General features: G+C 71.1%; 16 protein-coding genes and 1 pseudogene. 8 read left to right on the top strand and 9 right to left on the bottom strand.

Annotated features, from left to right (window positions below; all coding sequences use genetic code 11):
• Positions 1-619: 619 nt before the first annotated feature.
• Positions 620-1,012 carry a YciI family protein gene (locus AB0D94_RS36375; protein WP_362061720.1) on the bottom strand — a complete coding sequence of 131 codons (393 nt, stop codon included), beginning with the start codon at positions 1,010-1,012 and terminating at the stop codon, positions 620-622.
• A gap of 675 nt (positions 1,013-1,687) precedes the next feature.
• On the opposite strand from AB0D94_RS36375, the gene AB0D94_RS36370 reads away from it, so the two are divergent.
• Positions 1,688-2,101: an orotidine 5'-phosphate decarboxylase / HUMPS family protein gene (locus AB0D94_RS36370; RefSeq protein WP_362061717.1), complete on the top strand. Its 414-nt coding sequence runs from the start codon at positions 1,688-1,690 to the stop codon at positions 2,099-2,101.
• A gap of 397 nt (positions 2,102-2,498) precedes the next feature.
• Here the strand turns inward: AB0D94_RS36370 and AB0D94_RS36365 are convergent, their stop codons facing one another.
• Positions 2,499-3,137, bottom strand: a complete 639-nt coding sequence (locus AB0D94_RS36365) for a glyoxalase (protein WP_362061714.1) — start codon at positions 3,135-3,137, stop codon at positions 2,499-2,501.
• A 350-nt stretch (positions 3,138-3,487) separates the two neighbouring features.
• On the opposite strand from AB0D94_RS36365, the gene AB0D94_RS36360 reads away from it, so the two are divergent.
• Together AB0D94_RS36360 and AB0D94_RS36355 are read left to right on the top strand one after the other, a co-directional pair.
• Positions 3,488-6,055, top strand: a complete 2,568-nt coding sequence (locus AB0D94_RS36360; RefSeq protein ID WP_362061711.1) for a molybdopterin cofactor-binding domain-containing protein — start codon at positions 3,488-3,490, stop codon at positions 6,053-6,055.
• The gene (locus AB0D94_RS36355) at positions 6,052-7,014 is read left to right on the top strand and encodes an FAD binding domain-containing protein (protein ID WP_362061708.1); all 963 of its coding nucleotides are present in this window, start codon (positions 6,052-6,054) and stop codon (positions 7,012-7,014) included. Before AB0D94_RS36360 ends, AB0D94_RS36355 begins: the two co-directional genes overlap by 4 nt.
• Positions 7,015-7,056: 42 nt before the next feature.
• On the opposite strand, the gene AB0D94_RS36350 is transcribed toward AB0D94_RS36355, so the two are convergent.
• Positions 7,057-8,472 carry a condensation domain-containing protein gene (locus AB0D94_RS36350; protein ID WP_362061705.1) on the bottom strand — a complete coding sequence of 472 codons (1,416 nt, stop codon included), beginning with the start codon at positions 8,470-8,472 and terminating at the stop codon, positions 7,057-7,059.
• Between the two features lie 279 nt (positions 8,473-8,751).
• Between AB0D94_RS36350 and AB0D94_RS36345 the strand changes: the two genes are divergently transcribed.
• From AB0D94_RS36345 to AB0D94_RS36335, 3 genes are all read left to right on the top strand, one after another.
• Positions 8,752-8,967, top strand: coding sequence for a hypothetical protein (locus AB0D94_RS36345; RefSeq protein WP_362061702.1), 216 nt, complete (start codon positions 8,752-8,754; stop codon positions 8,965-8,967).
• A gap of 454 nt (positions 8,968-9,421) precedes the next feature.
• Entirely contained in the window at positions 9,422-9,766 is a 345-nt protein-coding gene (locus AB0D94_RS36340; RefSeq protein ID WP_362061699.1) for a hypothetical protein, read from the top strand.
• A gap of 137 nt (positions 9,767-9,903) precedes the next feature.
• On the top strand, positions 9,904-11,124 hold the full coding sequence (locus tag AB0D94_RS36335) for a M20 family metallopeptidase (protein ID WP_362061696.1): 1,221 nt from the start codon (positions 9,904-9,906) through the stop codon (positions 11,122-11,124).
• Positions 11,125-11,392: 268 nt separating this feature from the next.
• On the opposite strand, the gene AB0D94_RS36330 is transcribed toward AB0D94_RS36335, so the two are convergent.
• Positions 11,393-11,920 (bottom strand): DinB family protein, encoded by a 528-nt coding sequence (locus AB0D94_RS36330; RefSeq protein ID WP_362061693.1) that lies wholly within the window; start codon positions 11,918-11,920, stop codon positions 11,393-11,395.
• A gap of 124 nt (positions 11,921-12,044) precedes the next feature.
• Positions 12,045-12,935 carry an alpha/beta fold hydrolase gene (locus AB0D94_RS36325; RefSeq protein ID WP_362061726.1) on the bottom strand — a complete coding sequence of 297 codons (891 nt, stop codon included), beginning with the start codon at positions 12,933-12,935 and terminating at the stop codon, positions 12,045-12,047.
• A 295-nt stretch (positions 12,936-13,230) separates the two neighbouring features.
• Between AB0D94_RS36325 and AB0D94_RS36320 the strand changes: the two genes are divergently transcribed.
• Together AB0D94_RS36320 and AB0D94_RS36315 are read left to right on the top strand one after the other, a co-directional pair.
• Positions 13,231-13,821, top strand: a complete 591-nt coding sequence (locus tag AB0D94_RS36320) for a TetR/AcrR family transcriptional regulator (RefSeq protein WP_362061690.1) — start codon at positions 13,231-13,233, stop codon at positions 13,819-13,821.
• A gap of 212 nt (positions 13,822-14,033) precedes the next feature.
• Positions 14,034-15,320 carry an NAD(P)/FAD-dependent oxidoreductase gene (locus tag AB0D94_RS36315; RefSeq protein WP_362061687.1) on the top strand — a complete coding sequence of 429 codons (1,287 nt, stop codon included), beginning with the start codon at positions 14,034-14,036 and terminating at the stop codon, positions 15,318-15,320.
• A 39-nt stretch (positions 15,321-15,359) separates the two neighbouring features.
• Here AB0D94_RS36315 and AB0D94_RS36310 read toward each other — a convergent pair whose 3' ends face one another.
• From AB0D94_RS36310 to AB0D94_RS36295, 4 genes and pseudogenes are all read right to left on the bottom strand, one after another.
• Positions 15,360-16,157, bottom strand: coding sequence for a hypothetical protein (locus AB0D94_RS36310; RefSeq protein ID WP_362061684.1), 798 nt, complete (start codon positions 16,155-16,157; stop codon positions 15,360-15,362).
• 61 nt (positions 16,158-16,218) lie between these two features.
• Positions 16,219-16,731 (bottom strand): hypothetical protein, encoded by a 513-nt coding sequence (locus AB0D94_RS36305; protein ID WP_362061681.1) that lies wholly within the window; start codon positions 16,729-16,731, stop codon positions 16,219-16,221.
• 146 nt (positions 16,732-16,877) lie between these two features.
• Positions 16,878-17,540, bottom strand: a complete 663-nt coding sequence (locus tag AB0D94_RS36300; protein WP_362061723.1) for a lysophospholipid acyltransferase family protein — start codon at positions 17,538-17,540, stop codon at positions 16,878-16,880.
• A gap of 75 nt (positions 17,541-17,615) precedes the next feature.
• Positions 17,616-17,889: pseudogene (locus AB0D94_RS36295) on the bottom strand (hypothetical protein); the annotation flags it as partial.

Below are 17,889 nucleotides of genomic sequence, written 5' to 3'. Positions count from 1 at the left end.
GGTGTGGTCCGGGCCACTTTCAGCCCCCGAATCGAAGGCGACGGGCGCGTCGAAGGCAGCTTTCCTCGTCGCCCGGCGCAATGCCTTCAGCAGCGGCGGCACCCCGGCGCCATCGTCCCCCGCTCGGTGGGCCAGGACGGCAGCGCGAGCCTTCGGTCAGCGGCCGGCCGTAATGCCGGCGGGCGTCCTCACGCGCACCCGTCTGCTCCGGCGCCGGAGCAGACGGGTGGGCGGCAGCCGGCCGCGGAGCCGGCCGCTTGCGCATCCGCAAGGAGGTGGAGCGCCCGGAAAGCGGACCGTCCGGGCGTCGGTTCATAGGTGGGCCGGGATCGGGTACGCAGCCTTCTTCGCCCACACCGAAATCCGCGGTGGCGGCTCGGCTTGCGACTCCCCTATCCGGGCGCCGCCCGAACCCGTCCGGCATGGCGCCCGGGACCCGGAGCTACGCGGTGGACGCTGAGGCCGAGGGCTCCCGATCCCGCGAAAGCCTTCCGCGCCGCCTCGACACCGACCGAGCCCGGCCCCGAGGCCGCGAGGCCGGGGGGCCGGGGGGCCGGGGGGCCGGGGGGCCGGGGGGCCGGGGCTCGCCCGCCTCCGCGCGCTTCCATGGACGGTCGGCTCAGGCCTCCGTCGGGTCCTGGGGGATCGGGTGCACCTCGACCGGGTCATTGCCGGGCTTCCCGCCGGGGCCGGGGCACGCCGACGCCCGTGCGGCAATCTCCAGGGCCCGGTCCTCGCTCTTGACGTCGACCACCCAGTACCCGGCCAGGATGTGTCCCGCCTGGGCAGGCCCGTCAGTCACCTGCGGCCGTCCGTCGCTTCCGGCCCGCACCGTCTTGACCAGTGAGGGGCCGCCGAGGCCCTGCCCCTCCACCCACTCTCCCGCGGAAACGAGGTCCTCGTTGAGGGCGCCCATGTGGGCGAACATGGCCTCCATCTCGTCCTTGGAGTACGACGACATGATGGCGTCCCACTGGTCGGCAGGTACGTTCATCTGGATCATGTACTTCATGTTCCTCACCCTTCCCGGGCGGCTACTGCTGGGCTTCTCATGCTGACGAAAAGGTAGACAGCCGGACGCCGCAAAACTCATCGGCGCCCTCCCCGGCACCGTATGGCCCACGCGCGATACGCCCAGGACGCCATCACCGACACCATGTGCGCCGATGGCAGCCTCGGCCAAGGCGCAGCCTTTGGTGGCGAAGGCAGCCCCATCGTCGCCGAATCAGGCACTTTCAGCGCGGGACACGCTCAGGAACGTCGAGAGATCAGATCGGGACGGCAGATCTCGCAGGCTCCTCGCTGAGCCTGAACATCGCTGCGTGGCACGGACTGGACATCGTGGATCGCGTCTCCCCTCCAACGGGCGTACCGCTGTCCGTCTTTGATCCCTTCGCAGTTGGGCGTCCGGTGATAGACGCTCCCCCCTCTGGTGATGTACACCCTCCGGGGAAGATCCGATCGCGCTGTTCGGCAGTGATCACACTGGGATGCGGACAGGAACATCACTTCGCAGAAGTCATCGCCCATACCCTCCATTTTCCTCCATTGGTCCCTGTGTGACCATCCTCCATCGGTCAACTAGCCCCCTGTCGAACACTCTTGACGCCTTCACGAAAATGGATCCATTCCCGCCGCATGGCGGAAGGTCATTTCTTCAGCCCCGCGAACACCAAACGGGCGCGAAGTGGACGAGGCTGTCGCCGCGGCCCGCGATTTTTCGCGCCTTCGCGTGCTGGCTCTGGCCGTCGTCACCAGCATGACGAGGTCCGATCTCGCTCACATCGGCGTCATCGGCTCAGCCTCGACTGAGGAGCAGGTGTTGCGGCTGGCCCGGCTGGCGGAAGGCGCTGGTTGCCACGGCGTGATCGCATCGCCGCAGGAAGCCGGGGCATTGCGTGGTGCGCTGGGAGCCAGCGCCCTGATCGTGACGCCGGGAGTCGCGCTTCCAGGCGAGTCCGCAGGTGAGCACGTCCGGCCCGGCACACCGCGTGCTGCCGTTGCCGCTGGTGCGTCACATGTTGTCGTGGGCCGGACGGTCACCCGTGCCGCGGACCCGGCGGCCGCGTTCCGGCTCGTCCGCGCCGACCTGGAGCTGTGAGCGGAAACGATCACCGGGCTGCGTCTCTTCCCAGCACAATCGCACCTGTGCCTGCAGACCCGAAACGGATGCCGCGTCGCAGGACATGATGACTACGAGCCTGCTGAGGCCGATGCCCTCGGGTCGCTGTGCGGAGGACCATCGCTGCCCCGCCCGTAGAAGGGTCCTGAAGAGCAGCCGCCGTCCGGCGGCATCGCCCGACAGAGCCTCATCCGCAGCCTCGACGATCAGTACGTGGCGCCTTGCTCCGGAACGACGTGTACCCAGGGGACGATGTTCACCGTCATCCTCCCTCCGGTGATCCAGGTCGTCCTCAGCCCTCAGAGCCGGTGACGGCAGCGAGCTGCAAAGTCTAGATCCAAACCAAACGGCTTACGACGTGGTCCGGGACGGCACGTCAGGAGGCGAGGGCCGGGGAGACGGTGTCCCAGGCGAACCCGTCCGGGTCGGTGCAGGGGCCGGCTCCGCCACCGATGAGCAGGCGGTGCGATCCCGTGCCCTCGGGCGGGACGCCGACGTCCTTCGCCAGGGCGCGGCGCCGGTACAGGGCGAGCTTGACGGGGCCGGACCCGGCGTCGAACTCTGCGTACATGCGGCCGAAGCTCTTCGCGACCTTGAGGCCCTGGGCCGTGTAGAAGCGCTTGCTGACGGCCACGTCCGCGACGCCCAGCAGGAGGACGATCTCGTCGATGGTCCCGGTGGCGGGGCCGGTGTTCTTCTTCGCCGAGGTGGCGATCTTCCAGATCGTCCCGTCGGGGGCCTGGACCACTGCGCCGTAGCCCCACAGCGACTTCGCGGCGGGCTTGAGGGAGGTGGCGCCTGCGGCCAAAGCCGCGGATGCGAGCCGATCGACGTCGGCGGGCTGGGAGACCGTGAGCGCAAGGATGAACCCGCGGAAGCCGGCCGTGGCCGCCTCCGTGGCGCGCAGGCGTACCTGCGCGCCCAGGCCGAAGGCCTCGGTGTAGAAGCGGTGGGCGGCCTGCGGGTCGGCCACTTCGAGGGTGGGGGTGATGGTGAGGGTGTCGATGGTTGCCATGTCCTTCACGCTAGTGAGGGCCAGGGCGCCGGCGCTTCTCCGATCCTGCTCGATGCGCGGGACCGTTGTGCAGGTGGGCGCGCAGCATCAGCGGATCGTGCCGGTGCACGCCGGGGCGGCGATCAGGTTCAGCCGCGGCAGCACGAGGCCGTAGACCGTCCGTCGGCACGGAGGGGGACGCGGCGCACCCCGCCGAGCAGTCCGGGGCGCGGGCCCTGGCCCATGCCGGTCACGTCGACACAGCCGGGCGCGCGCCGAACTGCGCCGAACCCGGGAGCGGGATATCAAGGAGCGTGAAGGCGAACGCGAGGCCCGACGGTCGCCACCCTCACGGCTGAGGAGTAGGTCTCTTGGAGTTCGAGGTCAATGGCGCCCGGCGCGCGGTGGACGTGGACGATGACCCGGCCGCCGTGGAGGTGGTGCGCGACCGGCTGGGTTTGACCGGCACCAAGCTGGTCTGCGCCGGCGGAGTCTGCGGGGCCTGCACCATCCAGGTCGACGGTGAGCCCCGGGTGTCCTGCCTGACGCCGGCGGTCGCGCTGGCCGGCCGGCGGGTGACGACGGTGGAGGGCCTGTCCGGCCACCCGGTGGCGCGTGCGTTCGCCGGCGAGGACGCCCTCCAGTGCGGCTACTGCACCCCGGGGTTCGTCGTCGAAGCCGCGGCATTCTTCGAGCGGTGGCGGGCCGAGCACGGCCGTACCCGTCCGGGGCGAGAGCAGATCGCGGACGCGCTGGCGGGCCACCTGTGTCGCTGCGGCGCGTACGAGCGGATCTTCAGCGCGGTGGCCGCGGCCTGCGCGGGCGACTACGACACGGCGCCGGCTGCCGGCGGGGAGGCGCCGGCGGTCCCGCGCGCCGAAGCCCCGGAGAAGGTCGACGGATCGGCCCGGTACACCACGGACCTGCGCCCCGAGGGACTGCTGGAGGGTGTGATCATCCGCTCGCCGCACGCCCACGCGCACGTACGCTCCCTGGAGGCCGGGGACCTCCCGCTGGTGCCGCTGCTGCCTCCCGACGGCGTGGTGCGGTACGTCGGGCAGCCGGTGGCCGCGGTCGCCGCGCCGGACCGGGCCTCCGCACGGGCGGCCGCGGCGCGGGTCACGGTGGACTACGAGGTGCTGCCGGCGGCTCTGGACGCACGTCAGGCCCGGTCCGGCGAGGGCCCGTTGGTCTACGAGGACAAGGCGGCGCGCAAGCGGGCGCCGGGGTCCGGCGAGACCCCCCAGCTGGTGCCCGCCCGCTGGCGCGGCAACCTGCGGGGCCCGTCCGCCATGAGCAAGCGCCCCGCCACGGCCGTGCGCCGTATCACCGAGGCCCGGGACCGGAACCCCGAGCGGGTGGTGGAGGGTGTGTTCACCACCGCCGCGCAGACCCACACCCCGCTCGAACCGCACGCCTGCCTGGCCCAGTGGGTCGACGGCACCCTCCACCTGGAGGTGTCCACGCAGTCGGTGAAGCACACGGCCGAGCTCGCCGCCGAGCGCTTCGGTGTGCCCGTCGAACGGGTGGTGGCACGGGCCGTCCACGTAGGCGGCGGTTTCGGCTGCAAGATGGGGCTGACCTCCGATGTCGTCGCCGCGGTGGAGCTGGCCCGGCTGCACGGCGCCCCGGTGCGGGTGGTGCTGGAGAGGGACGAGGAGCTCACCGACGGCGGATACCGGCCCGGCACCCGGATCAGGCTGGCGATGGTCGCGGACGCGGCCGGCGATCTGAGTGCGCTGGCCATGGACGCGGACAGCGACGGCGGGGTCTCGGTGGGCGGCTCCGTGGCAGCACTGGCCCGGTTCATGTACGGCAAGGCCCCGCGCCGGCTCCGCGACTTCGACACGGTCACCCACCGGCCTCCGGGCGCCCCGTTCCGCGGCCCGGGCGGACCCACGATGTGCTGGGCCCTGGAGCAGGCCGTCGACGAGATGGCCCACCGGCTCGGCCAGGACCCGATCGCCCTGCGCCGCCGCTGGGACGGCAACCTCAAGCGGCACGCCCTGTACGACCGGGCCGCCACGCTTCCCGTCTGGTCGGGCCCCCGCGGCGGCACCGGACGTTTTCGCCGCGGCGTCGGCGTCGCGGCGGCCAACTGGCTGTACTTCCTCGATCCCGTCACCGAGGTCGAGCTCACCGTCGAGGACGGGATCGTCGTCGCCCGCTGCGCCGTGCAGGACATGGGCACGGGCTCGCGGACCGTGCTGCGCCGGGCCGTCGCCGCGGGCCTCGGCGTTCCGGAGGCCCGGGTACGCGCCGAGGTCGGCCACAGCGATGCCGTCCACGGCCCCACCTCCGGCGGCAGCCGCACCACGCCTTCCCTCGTTCCCGCCGCCGCGGACGCCGCCGCCCGGCTGCGCGACGCGCTCGGCGGCGGTGACGTCGCCGCCCGGCTGGACTCGGCGCACGGCGTACGGGTGACCGGCCGGCGCCCCCGCGACCGCCGGGGCTTCGTGTCCCCCTTCACCCTGGGCGGTATCGCCATCGGCCGCGGCTTCACCGGATCGGTGCAGGTCGCCGAGGTCGAGGTGGACACGCGGCTCGGCCGGATCCGCCCGCTGCGCGTCTGGAGCGGCATCTCCGCGGGCCGCGTCCACGAGGACCGGCTGGCCCGCAGCCAGTGCGAGGGCGCCGTCGTCCAGGGCATCGGCTACGCCCTGTACGAGGAGCGGCGCACCGACCCGGTCACGGGTCGGGTACTGACCGAGAACCTGGAGGACTACCGCATCCCCGGGATCGGCGACACCCCCGAGATCACCGTCCACTTCCATCAGGAGGGCTTCGAGCACGTGCCCGGAGGAGGTGTCGGCCTCGGCGAGATCGCGACCCTCCCCACCGCGGCGTGCCTGGCCAACGCGGTCCACGACGCGACCGGCTGGCGCCCGTACGACATGCCCATCCGCCCCGACCGGCTCCTGGAAGGACTGGGTACGTGAGCACCGAGCCCACCCTCACCGACCTCTCGGCCGCCGTCCTGGCCCGCGGCGGGGAGCTGCGCGCCGGCGGTACCGACACCACCGCCCGGCAGCGCAGCGGCGTCTCCCCGGGGCCGTTCACCGACCTCGGCGGCGCCGGCGAGCTGCGCGGCTGCACGCCGCTGCCCGGCGGCGGGCTGCGGATCGGCGCCTTGACCACCCTCGCCGCGCTGGCCGCCGATCCGCAGGTCCGCGCCGGCTGGCCGGCCCTCGCGCTGGCGGCCGGGACCGCGGCCACTCCGCAGATCCGCGCCGCCGGCACCCTGGGCGGCAACCTGCTGCAGCGCAACCGCTGTTGGTACTACCGCAATCCGCACGTCAGCTGCCTCCAGAAGGGCGGCACCGGCTGCCCCGCACGCGAGGGCGACCACCACTTCGGCGTGGTCAGCGGCGACGGCCCCTGTGTCGCCCCGCACCCGTCCACCCTTGCGATGGCCCTGCTCACCTATGACGCCGAGGCCGAGGTCCACGGCGAATCCCCGCGCAGCGTCGCCGACTTGTACGGGGACGGCGAGGGGCTCCACCGCGCCGACCACCTGCTGCCACCGGACCGCATCCTCACCGCGGTGCGGTTGCCGACGTCCCTGCCCGGCGAACGCGCCGCCTGCCACCGGGCCACCAGCCGGGCCCACGCCGAATGGCCCCTGGTCGAGGCCGCGGTCCGGCTCGCGTTCGACGGTGCCACCGTCACTCACGCCGCCGTCGCGGCGGGCGGGGTGGCGCGGGTCCCGTTGCGGCTGAAGGAGGTGGAGGCCGCCCTGATCGGCCGCGAGGCCACTCCCGGGATCCTCGCCGCAGCGGCCGCGACGGTACTCGCCCGCTGCCGGCCGCTGCCACAGACCGGCTACAAGGCCAGGCTGTTCAGCGGCACCGTCCTGGAAGCCCTGGAACGGGCCGCCGGCCCGGCTGCCGCAGGCTAGGTCTTCCCCTTCAGTCCCTCAGACCTTCAGAACTTCAGACCTTCAGACCTTGCCGGCCAAAGGCTGTCCCGCGTTCCGGGCCGCCACCGAAACGATGAGTTCCCGCAGCCGCTCTACGTAGGTCCGCATGTTCTTGTACGCGACGTCGTTGTCCGGGTAGCGGCTGGCGAGCTGCAAGCCTTCGTGGAGCCTGTTGATCCACACGCACACCTGGTCGCCGTACGAAACCCGCAACAGCCCGCGCGCCCTCATGTCCTGCCACCGCTCCGACCCCGGGATGCCGCGCGTGTCGACGAGCGAAACGATCGAGTACAGGTCCGGAGACGTGGGCCGGAAGTCGGTGCCCAGCAGACCGAGCACGCGGGCGATGGGCATACGGGACAGAGGCCGGTTCTCCCGCAGTGCGGCGCGGACCATCTTGAGTGCGCTGTCGAAGTCCGGAGCCTGCGCCACGGGGATCTCGATCGGCGCGCCGCCGACGTACCAGCCCACCGAGTCCGACCACTGGGATTTCGCCCTGGTGTGGAACGGCACGACGGTGCGGAACACCTCCTCCCCGCCGATCTCGTGCACGATGAGGCCGGTGGCCGCGAGAATGCCGATCAGACTTCCGCCGAAGGGGCGGCAGTACGCCTCGAAGGCTGCTGCGTCCGCGTCGTCCACGAGCATCTCGTGCATGAGCTTCTGGGCGGGCATCGGTCCTTCGGGGTCGAGACCGAGATCGACGGGGAAGCTCGGAAGCTTCCCGTCGCACTGGGCGATGAACTCCCGCCAGCGAGCGACGATCGCGTGGGTGTCGTCGATCTGGTCGGCGTCCGTACGCTCGGCTGCGCAGAAGTCGACGTAGCTGGCGGCCGGGGGCACTTCCACGGCCCGGCCTTCCAGGCCGGCGGCGTAGAGATCGTGGATCTCGCCGGGGATGCGCTGGATCGAGTACGAGTCGACGTTGCTGTGGTCGAAGGCCATGCAGACACTTGTGCAGTCGTCCCGGACGACCGCGGCGAAGATGAAGTTCGGCCAGGTGAGCGCGTCCGCCGCGACGTCGAAGCGGTCCTGCAGGTACCGGCTCAGGGTCGCCGTCTCGCGAAAGTCGCCGATGTCCTCGCGGTGCAGTACGACGGCATCGGCGTCCAGCGTGAAGCGCCGCATTTCCTCGCCGATCCACCGGAATCCGCTGCGCAGCGTCTCGTGCCGAAGTGCCCAGGCCCGCAGTGCCTCTTGGAGGACGTCGAGGTCGATCCGTCCGCGGATGTCGAATGCCGTGCCGAGCCAGGTCGGTACGAACAAGCCGTCCTGCCGTACCGACCGCGTCGTTCGGACGTGGGACTCCTGTAGGTACGACGGTGGGCGGGCGTCGTCCGGCAATGCCATCGCGGCCTCGACGGTCGTTGGGTGGAGCGTCCATTCCACGAGACGTCCGGGCCGGATCTCGCAACGCTGGATGTCGGTGATTCGCAAGGGGTCTCTCCTTTCGCGGCACCACTCGATGCCCACAACAGCCAACGAGGAATTGATCCGAAGGAAACCGAGGACGTACCAGCGTTCCACCGACAACAACATGCGAGCGCCCGTGCCTCAGAGGACAAATGTCGTGGCCCAGCGGTTGCTGCGCCTGGCATGATCGGCCGCATGACAGAATTCTCCGCGCGGAAGGGCGGCCACCGCCCCGTCCGATGAAGTGGCTCGACGACGCCGTGTCCGCCGGCGACGCCACGACGCCCGCCCACCGGGTACTACATGGAAGGCCTCGCACGGATGGGCCGGCACGCGATGCCCGCGCTGCCGTCGCTGACGGCACTGATCGACCGGCGTACCCGCATACCGGTCAACGACTCCACACGGGACGGCGAGACGATGCTGGACGAGACCCTGCTCGCTGCCGCGATCGACGCTCGCCGTGCGATCCTCGCGGACAGCGCTTCCCGACCGGCATCGGCGATGGCACTGTGGTGATCGTCCGGTTCAACGACAGCATCAGCGGCCGGGCCGCCCCAGCACCGGTGTGCGCAGCAGCGACCGGGCCGTTCGCATGGGAACGGAAGGTTCTTGGCCGAGCCCGTCCCGAACACCTGCCCCGGATCGTAGGCGATCACAGTCGACAGTTCGGCCTGTGACGTCGGGAAGGATCATGCCGGCGTGGAGCACCAAGGCGTCGACGGGGGCGCCACCCAGTCGTTCACCGACCGCGGTCGCGAAGGCACGCACCGAGTCGTTTCCGGTCAGGTCGAGCGGGATCGACTCCCCGATGGAGGCCGTTCGGCGCGCACCCTGGTGACGACGTGACACCGTTCGGAGCAGTGCAGGGTCGTTTCGGCATCATCCGTACGTGTCGTGCGTGCATGACGGGCCCGCCGGAGGGACAGGGGTGCCTTCGGCAATCGCTCCCACCCGCAGAAGGACCTCTGTGATGCGTCTTCGCTCCGCCGTGACCGCCGTGCTCGGCGCCGGCCTGCTCCTGGTCGCCGTCCCCGCTTCGGCCTCCGCGGCCACGGGCCAGTTCCGCTACTCCTACGTGACCGTCGAGGGAAACGAGGTGTCGGGCTTTCTCAACGACCCGCCCAGCGGTGAATGCGTAGCGCTCCCCGGGGTCGGCCAGGAGAACCCGGAGCCCGGCCACTCCCCGCGTAACCGCACCGACGCCTGGGCCACGGTGTTCGCCGACACCAACTGCGAAGGCGCTTTCTTCCACCTGCGGCCGTACACCGGCGGCGCGTCGGAACGACTGAAGGTACGGTCGGTCATCTTCGACTGAGCGTCCCGGCCCCGGCGCCACCCACCCGGTGGCCTTGCACACGCCTCGACCGACAGGGCGAGGGCGAAGTCCCCATGAGGGTGCGGTGGCCGCCATGCCGCGGTCGTGGACCTGAGGGGGTGGGACGAGGAGGTGCCATGCCTGAGGCTCAGCCGGTCATGGAGGGGTTGCTCGCCGACGCGCATACCCTCCTGCCCGGCATCGTGGCGGTGCGCCGCGCCATCCACAGGTTCCCCGAGCTGGGCCGGGATCTGCCGCGCACCCAGCAGACCGTCCTCGATGCGCTGGGCGAGCTGGGGCTGGAGCCCGGCCGCGGGGCCAGCTTGAGTTCGGTCACCGCCACCCTGGAAGGGACCCGGCCCGGCCGGACGGTGCTGCTGCGCGCCGACATGGACGCGCTGCCCCTGGACGAGGAGACCGGTCTGGACTTCGCCTCCCGGGTGCCGGGCGTGATGCACGCGTGCGGGCACGACACCCACACCGCGATGCTCCTCGGCGCGGCCCGCCTGCTCGTGGCCCGCCGTGAGCAGCTGGCCGGGCGGGTGGTGTTCATGTTCCAGCCCGCGGAGGAGTCCGGCGGCGGCGCTCAGGACATGATCGACGAAGGCGTCCTGGAGACCGCGGACGGCGAGGACGTGGCGGCCGCGTTCGCGCTGCACATCAGTACGCGCTTCGAGACCGGCAGCCTCCATCTGCGGCCGGGCCCGACCTTCGCCGCGTCCGACGCCCTGCACATTCTCGTGCGGGGCCGGGGTGGTCACGCGTCCTCCCCGCACCTGGCCCTCGATCCCGTACCGGTGGCGTGCGAGATCGTCCAGGCGTTGCAGGCCATGGTCACGCGCACCGTGGGCGTGTTCGATCCTGCCGTGGTCACCGTCGCCGCGATCCACGCCGGCACGGCGGGCAACGTCATCCCCGAGACCGCTGAACTCCGCGGCACCGTCCGCACCCTGACCCCTGCCACCCGTCAACTGGTACTCCAAGGCGTCGAGCGTGTCGCCCGGCATGTCGCGGCCGCGCACGCGGCCGAAGCCGAGGTCACCCTGACCGAGGGGTATCCGCCCGTCGTCAACGACCCGGCCCGCACCAGCGCACTCCTCGACACCGCGCGTGCTCTTCTGGGCGAAGACCGGGTGCATCACCTGGCCGAGCCGTTCATGGGCGCCGAGGACTTCTCCTACGTCCTGCGGCGTGTGCCCGGTGTCATGGCGTTCCTGGGCGCCCGCCCGCCTCACATCCCGGCCGGGCAGGCCCCCGACTGCCATTCCAACCAGGTCGTCTTCGACGAGGAGGCCCTGGCCGACGGAGCCGCCCTCTACGCGGCCGCCGCCCTGCGCCCCGGTCTTCCACCCCGATGAACGCCCCCGGTCGCCAGCGCTACGCCAACCCACCAGGCGCCGTCCGTTCCGTCACCTCCTCCAGCCGGTAGCCTCGATCCAACTGGGCGACAACGGGGGAAACTTGAAGACCGTGGAGAACATACGCGCGGCCGCCGGACTCATCGGACGGCGTACCGTGCTGCGCTACGTGGCCATCGGTGCGGCCGCGTCGCACCCGCGCTCCTGCGTGAGCGACGGGGCCTTCCTTCTGCCCGTCTACGCGCCGATCCGAGCGGGCCGGAAGTCCTCAGCGCTGCGCGGTGGAGCTGGCCCCGTCCAGGGATTCGCGGATTATGTCCGCGTGACCGGCGTGCTGCGCCGTCTCCTTGATCAGGTGGAGCAGGATCCGGCGCGCGGACCAGTGGACGGGCTCCGGCGGGGACCACGGTGTGACGGGCAGCGGCACCGTCCGGTCCAGGTCCGGCAGGCCCGCGACGGCGTCGGCGGTCGCCTCCGCGGCCGCCGCGTACTGCCGTAGCAGCCCCTCGATCGTGTCGCCGGCGCCCATCCGGTACTGCTCCATGTCCAGCATTCCGTCCGGCAGTTCGCCGTCTCCCTTGACCAGGATCTGCGTCCACACCCGCTCGCCGGACGCGAGGTGCCTGAGGATCCCGCCGAGCGTGAGCTCACTGACGGTGGTGCGCCGGGCGCCCTGCTCGTCGGTCAGCCCGCGGAGCGTGATCAGGAACAGCTCCCGCTGCTCCGCGAGTGCCTGGAGGAGCTCCCCGCGCTCACCGGAAAGCGGTGGGGCCTGGTTCTGCGAAGAAGAGGTCATGCACGGCAGCGTAGACACCGACGAGGCCGGATCCTGTCCTATATGCGCCAGGCGGCACGCGAGACGGCGATGGCGATCCGGTCGGTGCAGCTCCGACACCCCGGAGAAGATCGCAATCGTTCGGTTACTTGCGCTGCAGCTTGCCCAGCGGGTTGGGGGCTTCCTCCAGCGCGGTGGCCGCCACCTCCCAGCCGGTGTCCTCGGAGTGGAGGGCGCTGCGTAGGAAAGCCGTGGTGAGCTGCTGGATCACGGCGACACGTGCGGGGCTCTCGTCGGTCGTCTCGGCGACCTCGTATCCGGGGATCCCCCCGAGCGAGTGCTCGGCCTCGAACAGCGTGAGCAGGCTCTTGTTTCCCGGGCTGTAGGTGTAGGGGTCGGTGAACCAGTCCGGTCCGCGGCTGGACAGGTGGGACTGGTCGTTGTCCCCGGCGACGATGAGGGCCGGTGTGGTCATGGTGTCGAAGGACGGCTTCATGAAGGGGAGGTTCTCGGCGGCGAAGGGGGTCAGGCCGTCGCCCAGGCCGGTCAGGGCGAGCAGCACACCCGCCTTGACGCGGGGGTCGGACATGTCCTCTCCGGGGACGCCGTCGGAGTCGAGGACGCGGGCGCCCAGCAGCGCACTCGCCGTCTGGGCTCCCCACGAGTGGCCGGCCACGGCGACGCGGCTGCGGTCGACCCTCCCGGCGAGGCCCGGCACCGAGGCCTCCAGGGCGTCGAGTCCGTCCAGTACGCGCTTGAGGTCGTCGATACGGATGCGCCAGATCCGAGGGGTGCGGGGGTCGGCGGCGGGGATGCCGAGCGTCCGGGAGTCTAGGTGGGTGGGCTGGATGACCACGAAGCCGTGGGCGGCCCAGAAGTCCGCCAGCGGGGCGTAGCCGTTCATCGACCAGCCGAAGCCGTGCGAGAAGACGAGCACGGGCAGATCGCTGCCGGTCGCGGGGCCGGAAACGCGGACCTGAAGGTCCTCGCCGCGGCCCGGGGCGGACAGAACGACCGGCTTCGCGGATAACACCATGGCGGGCACACCCGCCGCCCTCTGCGCGTTCGCGGTGTTCGAGTCGGACAGGGACGGGGACAGGGACATGGAAGTGCCTTCCGTTCGGATTCTTCGCAGTCTCGGTGCGATGGGCCCGGCGTCAGGGCAAAGCCGCAGCAGGCCGGGCCAATTGAGTCTGGCCTGGTGGAGCGTGATGGTTCTGGACGGCCGGGTCGCCGGGCCCGGTCTGCCATCATGATGAAACGGAACCTTGCTCCGCCAACAATACGGAACACGGTTCCGCTTTGGCAACCATCAAAGGAGGAACGTCGCGGTGAACGACAGCGGCCAGAGCGCGGGAAGCGCAGCCGGATCCAAGCGCAAGGACGTCCGGCGCAACCAGCAGACCCTGCTGGACGCGGCCGCCGCCGTCTTCGTCACCTCGGGCGTGGAGGCGCCGGTACGCGACATCGCGGCCGAAGCCGGCGTCGGGATGGGCACGGTCTACCGCCACTTCCCCACCCGGGCGGACCTCGTCATCGCCGTCTACCGCCACCAGGTCGAAGCCTGCGCAGAAGCCGGGCCGGCCCTGCTGAGGACCAGCCCGACACCTCACGCCGCCCTGGGACAGTGGGCCGACCTCTTCGTCGACTTCCTCGTCACCAAGCACGGCCTGGCCGCCGCAATGCAGGGGAACAGCGCCGGCTTCGAGACACTGCACGCCTACTTCCTCGAGCGCCTCCTGCCGGTGTGCAGCCAACTCCTCGACGCCGCAGCCGCCTCCGGCGAGACCCGCTCCGACCTCGACGCCTACCACCTCATGCGCGGCATCGGAAACCTCTGCATCGGAGCCGACAGCGATCCCCGCTACGACGCACGCCGACTGGTCGCGCTCCTCGTCGAAGGGCTACGCCAGCCGCGCTGACCGAGGCGCTCGCGAACGACGGCACCGTCGCATGCACGGCCCTCCGCCCGAGCAAGATCACTCGACGCCGACACCGACACCGACACCGACACCGCAGCCTGATCACCCGTCAGCCGCCCCGTGAGCTCTCTACACTTGGTCATGCGCCTGACAATCGTGTCACTGCACCACTCCCCCGAACGGCACCACACCCCGAAGGGAGCCATCAGCGCATGACCAAGCCTGAGAGCGCGGGATACGAATACGACGCCGTCATCAGCGGAGCCGGCCTCGCCGGCAGCGCCGCGGCGATCTTGCTCGCTCGACGCGGTGTCCGCGTCGCACTGCTGGAACGCCGCTCGGACCCCGAAGCGTACAAGGTGCTTTGCACCCACTCCCTCACAGCCAGCGCCTACCCGGTGCTGGACGAACTCGGCCTCGTCCCCGCTCTCGAGAAGGCGGGAGCCGTCCGCAACCACGCCCGCTGGTACACCCGTTGGGGATGGATCGAGCCGAGGGCCGCGCCGGCGGGCCCCGAGCTGCCGTACGGGTACAACATTCGGCGCAGCACCCTCGACCCGTTGATCAGGTCCCGTGCGGCGGAGACCCCCGGCGTCGATCTGCTCCTCGGTCACCAGGTGACCGGGCTGATCCGGGAGGCCGGACGGACCCTGGGGGTGCGCGCGTCGACCCCACAGGGCGAGCGCGCGATCCGGGCCCGCCTGGTGGTCGGCGCCGATGGCAAGGACTCGGCCGTAGCGAAGTTCGCCGCGATGCCTGCCCGGTTGTACGAGAACGCACGCTTCGGCTACCTCGCGCACTTCCGCAACCTTCCGCTGCACGGCGGGATCAGTCACACATGGTTCCTCGAGCCCGACATGGCGTACGCGTTTCCCAACGACGACGGGGTGACGGTCATCGCGGTGCTCCCGGACAAGAAACGGCTGCCGGCCTTCCGGGAAGACCTGGAGGGCAGCTTCTTCGAGTTCGTCCGCGCCCTGCCCGAGGCGCCGCCCATCGACTCCGCCGAGCGCATCACGAAGATCATCGGCACTGTCAACTACCCACTTCACAGCCGCAAGCCGACCGCACCCGGCGTCGCGCTCATCGGCGACGCCGCTCTGACCGGCGACCCCCTGTGGGGAGTGGGATGCGGGTGGGCCCTGCAGTCCGCACAATGGCTGGCAGAGGCAGCCGCCTCGGCCGCAACCGGTCGGGGCGACCTCGACAGGTCGCTCGTGCTGTACGCACGCACCCACCGGCACCGACTGCGCGGTCACCAGTACTTGGCCGCCGACTTCGCCAAGGCCCGCCCGTTCAATCCCCTGGAACGGCTGATGTTCTCGGCGGCAGCGCGCGATGAATCGGTGGCGCGGCACATGCATCTGTTCGGATCCCGCCTGATCGGTCCGCTGCGATTCTTGAACCCCGCCGCAGTGGCCAAGGCTTCGGCCGTCAACATCAAGCATCGTGGGGCGGCGGCTGTGCCACCCGCGCACCTCTCACACACGGAGTCATGACCGGATCCCCTCCCGCTCCACTCGCTCGGTAGGGACACGTCAGTTGGCGTCGGGTGGTGTCACTTCCAGCAGGCGGACGGAGGAGAAGCACCAGCGGAGCCACAGGACGGATTCGACGTCCCAGTAGGGAGGGGCAGTCAGTCCGTCCTCGACGGCGAACCTGAACCCCTGGGTCGCCAGGATCGCGCGGAGGGTGACGTGCACCCCGGCGTAGTCATGGGCGACCTCGTCCCAGTCGGGGAAGACGGCGCCGCCGTGCACGCGTGCGTATCGTCCGACGAAGGCTGTCCATTCGCCGGCTCCGGAGATCTCAAGGACCGGCACTGCGGGGTCTGTTACTTGGAGTTCCCAGGTGTGCCAGGGCCGTGGGTGGAGGTTCGAGCCCTGGTCCAGGTACATCCGCCACATACCTGGCCCATTGCGTTGCGCCGTGGAGGTGTAAAGGCCCAGGTGGAACGGCTTCGTGCTGGGCGGGATCGCGATCCCCCGGGGAGTGGTGAACCGTTCACGGGCCAGGGTGGGTTGCCTTGATGGCATCAGCTCGTGGGGGCCGGTGCCGATCCAGTGCTGGCGCGTGCGGTCCAGGGGGCCTCGGACGAGACTCGGTTCCTCGCGTGCGAGATGGCGCAGCAGCACGCAGTTGTCGGCCACCTCGTCGGCGTCGGCGGGTTCGATGACGTTTCTGCCGCCGGTTCGGGCTGCCGTTTCAGGCTCGGTCCACAACGACATGACCCAGGTGAAATGGCGCAGGCCCGCATCGGCGGGGGCGTTCGGATCCGTCGACGCGTCGAGGTCTGCCGCTCTCCGCGCCAGGATCTGGATCGGTGTGGGGTGCACGCCGGGAACTCCCTTCCCGGCGGCACCCCCGTGCGTGGGGCTGCCTTCCGGGGGCAGCGGATCAGCAGGAGAGGGATACTTCCTGGCCGAAGCCGTTGGCGGAGGCAGTGGGCGGGTTGTAGCCGGGCGGGAAGACGACCTTGAAGTACATCCAGCCACGGTAGTTGCCGGGGCTGCACGGGACCGCCGCGTTGTTCTGTGCCGTACGGGTGTTCGGCTGGGTGTGCAGCGTGGACTGTTTGACGAGCTGTCCGTTCTTGTAAAGGGCCGCCCGTGTGGTGATCTCCGGAACCGGCGCCGTGCACGAGACGGTGACGACGACGTTCACCGTGCCGGGCACGTGAGTGGAGTTGTGCGGACGCTGCACCTGTCCCTCACACCGGATCACGGCGGCCGCGTCCGCATCCGAGCCGGCCTTCCCGGCTTCCACGGAGCCCCCCGGGTCGTCAGCCCGCCCCGCGGGGACGGTGGCCGGGGCGGACGGATCCCCCGCTGCAGCAACGGGGGACGTCCCGGCGAGGAGCCCGACAACCGCCATCGACGCGGCCGCGGCCGACAACCTCCACTTGCGCATGCATCTCCTTGGGGATGAAAGGCCAGTACGGCGCGCGGACGAGCGCCTGAGAACTGCACCAGCCGTGGTGCGAACACACCAGATCCTACACAGCGCATTCAACGCACTACACAGCGTGTCCAATTGGGGGGGTTCCGTCAGGGGGTCTACACAGCCAGCGCGGCGGGCTCGCCCAGCTGGGCGGCCGCTGTTCGCCACGCGCTGGTCACCGCGGTACGGGCCCACGTCGTGCGCAACTGGTGGTCGCCGGTCAGCTGCAGCGGAGCACCCACGTGCACGTGCAGGTCCGGCCGGCGCAGCGGTGCGGTGGCCAGCCCCGCGAGCTGTTTGGCGACGCTTCCGGACGTGATGCGGCGGGCGCCGGCCTGGCCCACGGGGACGACGGGAGCGCCGGTGCGCTCCGCGAGGCGGGCGAGGCCGCTACGGAAGGTGCCGGGTGCGGCCTCGGCGGCATCTTTGCGGCGCGGCAGGCCGCCTTCGGCGTAGATGAGGACCATCCGGCCCTGTTCAAGGGCTTCCGCGGCGGTGTCGAGCGCGGCCGCGGCCCGCTGGTCCCCGCGGAACACCGGGATGTGGCCCCCGTCGGCGAGGGCGCGGCCGAGGAGCGGGACGCGCCAGAGGCCGGCGGCCGCCATGACGACCGGCTCGGCGCCGAGGCGCCGCAGAGCGGCGAGCACGATGGCCGGGTCCGCCAGCGAGGTGTGGTTCGCGGCGATGATGCTGCCCGGCGCGAGCGTGGCGTCGGGATCGGTGGTCACCGACAGGCGCCCGAAGGCGGGCACCAGGACGTCGGCAATGCGGCTGAGCATGGAGGGTCCCCCGGTCTCGACGGTTTCGATCTTCATCGTCGATGGCGGGTACCGCTGGAGCGTGAGTCGTCGTACTCATCTTCGCCCCTGCCGTACCCGGGTACGGGTGCCGACGCCGGCCACGACGAGCGGCCGCAGCAGGGTCAGGGGGCCCAGGCCGGCCACCATGGCCAGGGTGCTGGCGCGGAACGGCAGCACGAAGTACGCGGCGAGCGACAGCAGTACGGCCGCGGCGTAGCAGGCGAGGGGACCGGGCAGCCTACGGCGCCCTCGGCGAGGGCGCCGTACGCCCGGTTGCGGTCGGCCGCCGGCCGCACGACCCCGCCCCCCCCCCGCGCCCGGGGGAGAA

This window comes from Streptomyces sp. NPDC048255 (assembly GCF_040652415.1).
Classification (GTDB): Bacteria; Actinomycetota; Actinomycetes; order Streptomycetales; family Streptomycetaceae; genus Streptomyces.
Note: the sequence above shows the minus strand (reverse complement) of the source record. Positions and strands in the feature narration are given on the sequence as shown.

Bases quoted from the DNA above. Each gene is read 5' to 3' on its own strand.
- AB0D94_RS36375 (WP_362061720.1), bottom strand. From the start codon at position 1,012: ATGAAGTACATGATCCAGATGAACGTACCTGCCGACCAGTGGGACGCC.
- AB0D94_RS36365 (WP_362061714.1), bottom strand. From the start codon at position 3,137: ATGGCAACCATCGACACCCTCACCATCACCCCCACCCTCGAAGTGGCC.
- AB0D94_RS36345 (WP_362061702.1), top strand. From the start codon at position 8,752: ATGGAAGGCCTCGCACGGATGGGCCGGCACGCGATGCCCGCGCTGCCG.
- AB0D94_RS36340 (WP_362061699.1), top strand. From the start codon at position 9,422: ATGCGTCTTCGCTCCGCCGTGACCGCCGTGCTCGGCGCCGGCCTGCTC.
- AB0D94_RS36335 (WP_362061696.1), top strand. From the start codon at position 9,904: ATGCCTGAGGCTCAGCCGGTCATGGAGGGGTTGCTCGCCGACGCGCAT.
- AB0D94_RS36330 (WP_362061693.1), bottom strand. From the start codon at position 11,920: ATGACCTCTTCTTCGCAGAACCAGGCCCCACCGCTTTCCGGTGAGCGC.
- AB0D94_RS36325 (WP_362061726.1), bottom strand. From the start codon at position 12,935: ATGGTGTTATCCGCGAAGCCGGTCGTTCTGTCCGCCCCGGGCCGCGGC.
- AB0D94_RS36315 (WP_362061687.1), top strand. From the start codon at position 14,034: ATGACCAAGCCTGAGAGCGCGGGATACGAATACGACGCCGTCATCAGC.
- AB0D94_RS36305 (WP_362061681.1), bottom strand. From the start codon at position 16,731: ATGCGCAAGTGGAGGTTGTCGGCCGCGGCCGCGTCGATGGCGGTTGTC.
- AB0D94_RS36300 (WP_362061723.1), bottom strand. From the start codon at position 17,540: ATGCTCAGCCGCATTGCCGACGTCCTGGTGCCCGCCTTCGGGCGCCTG.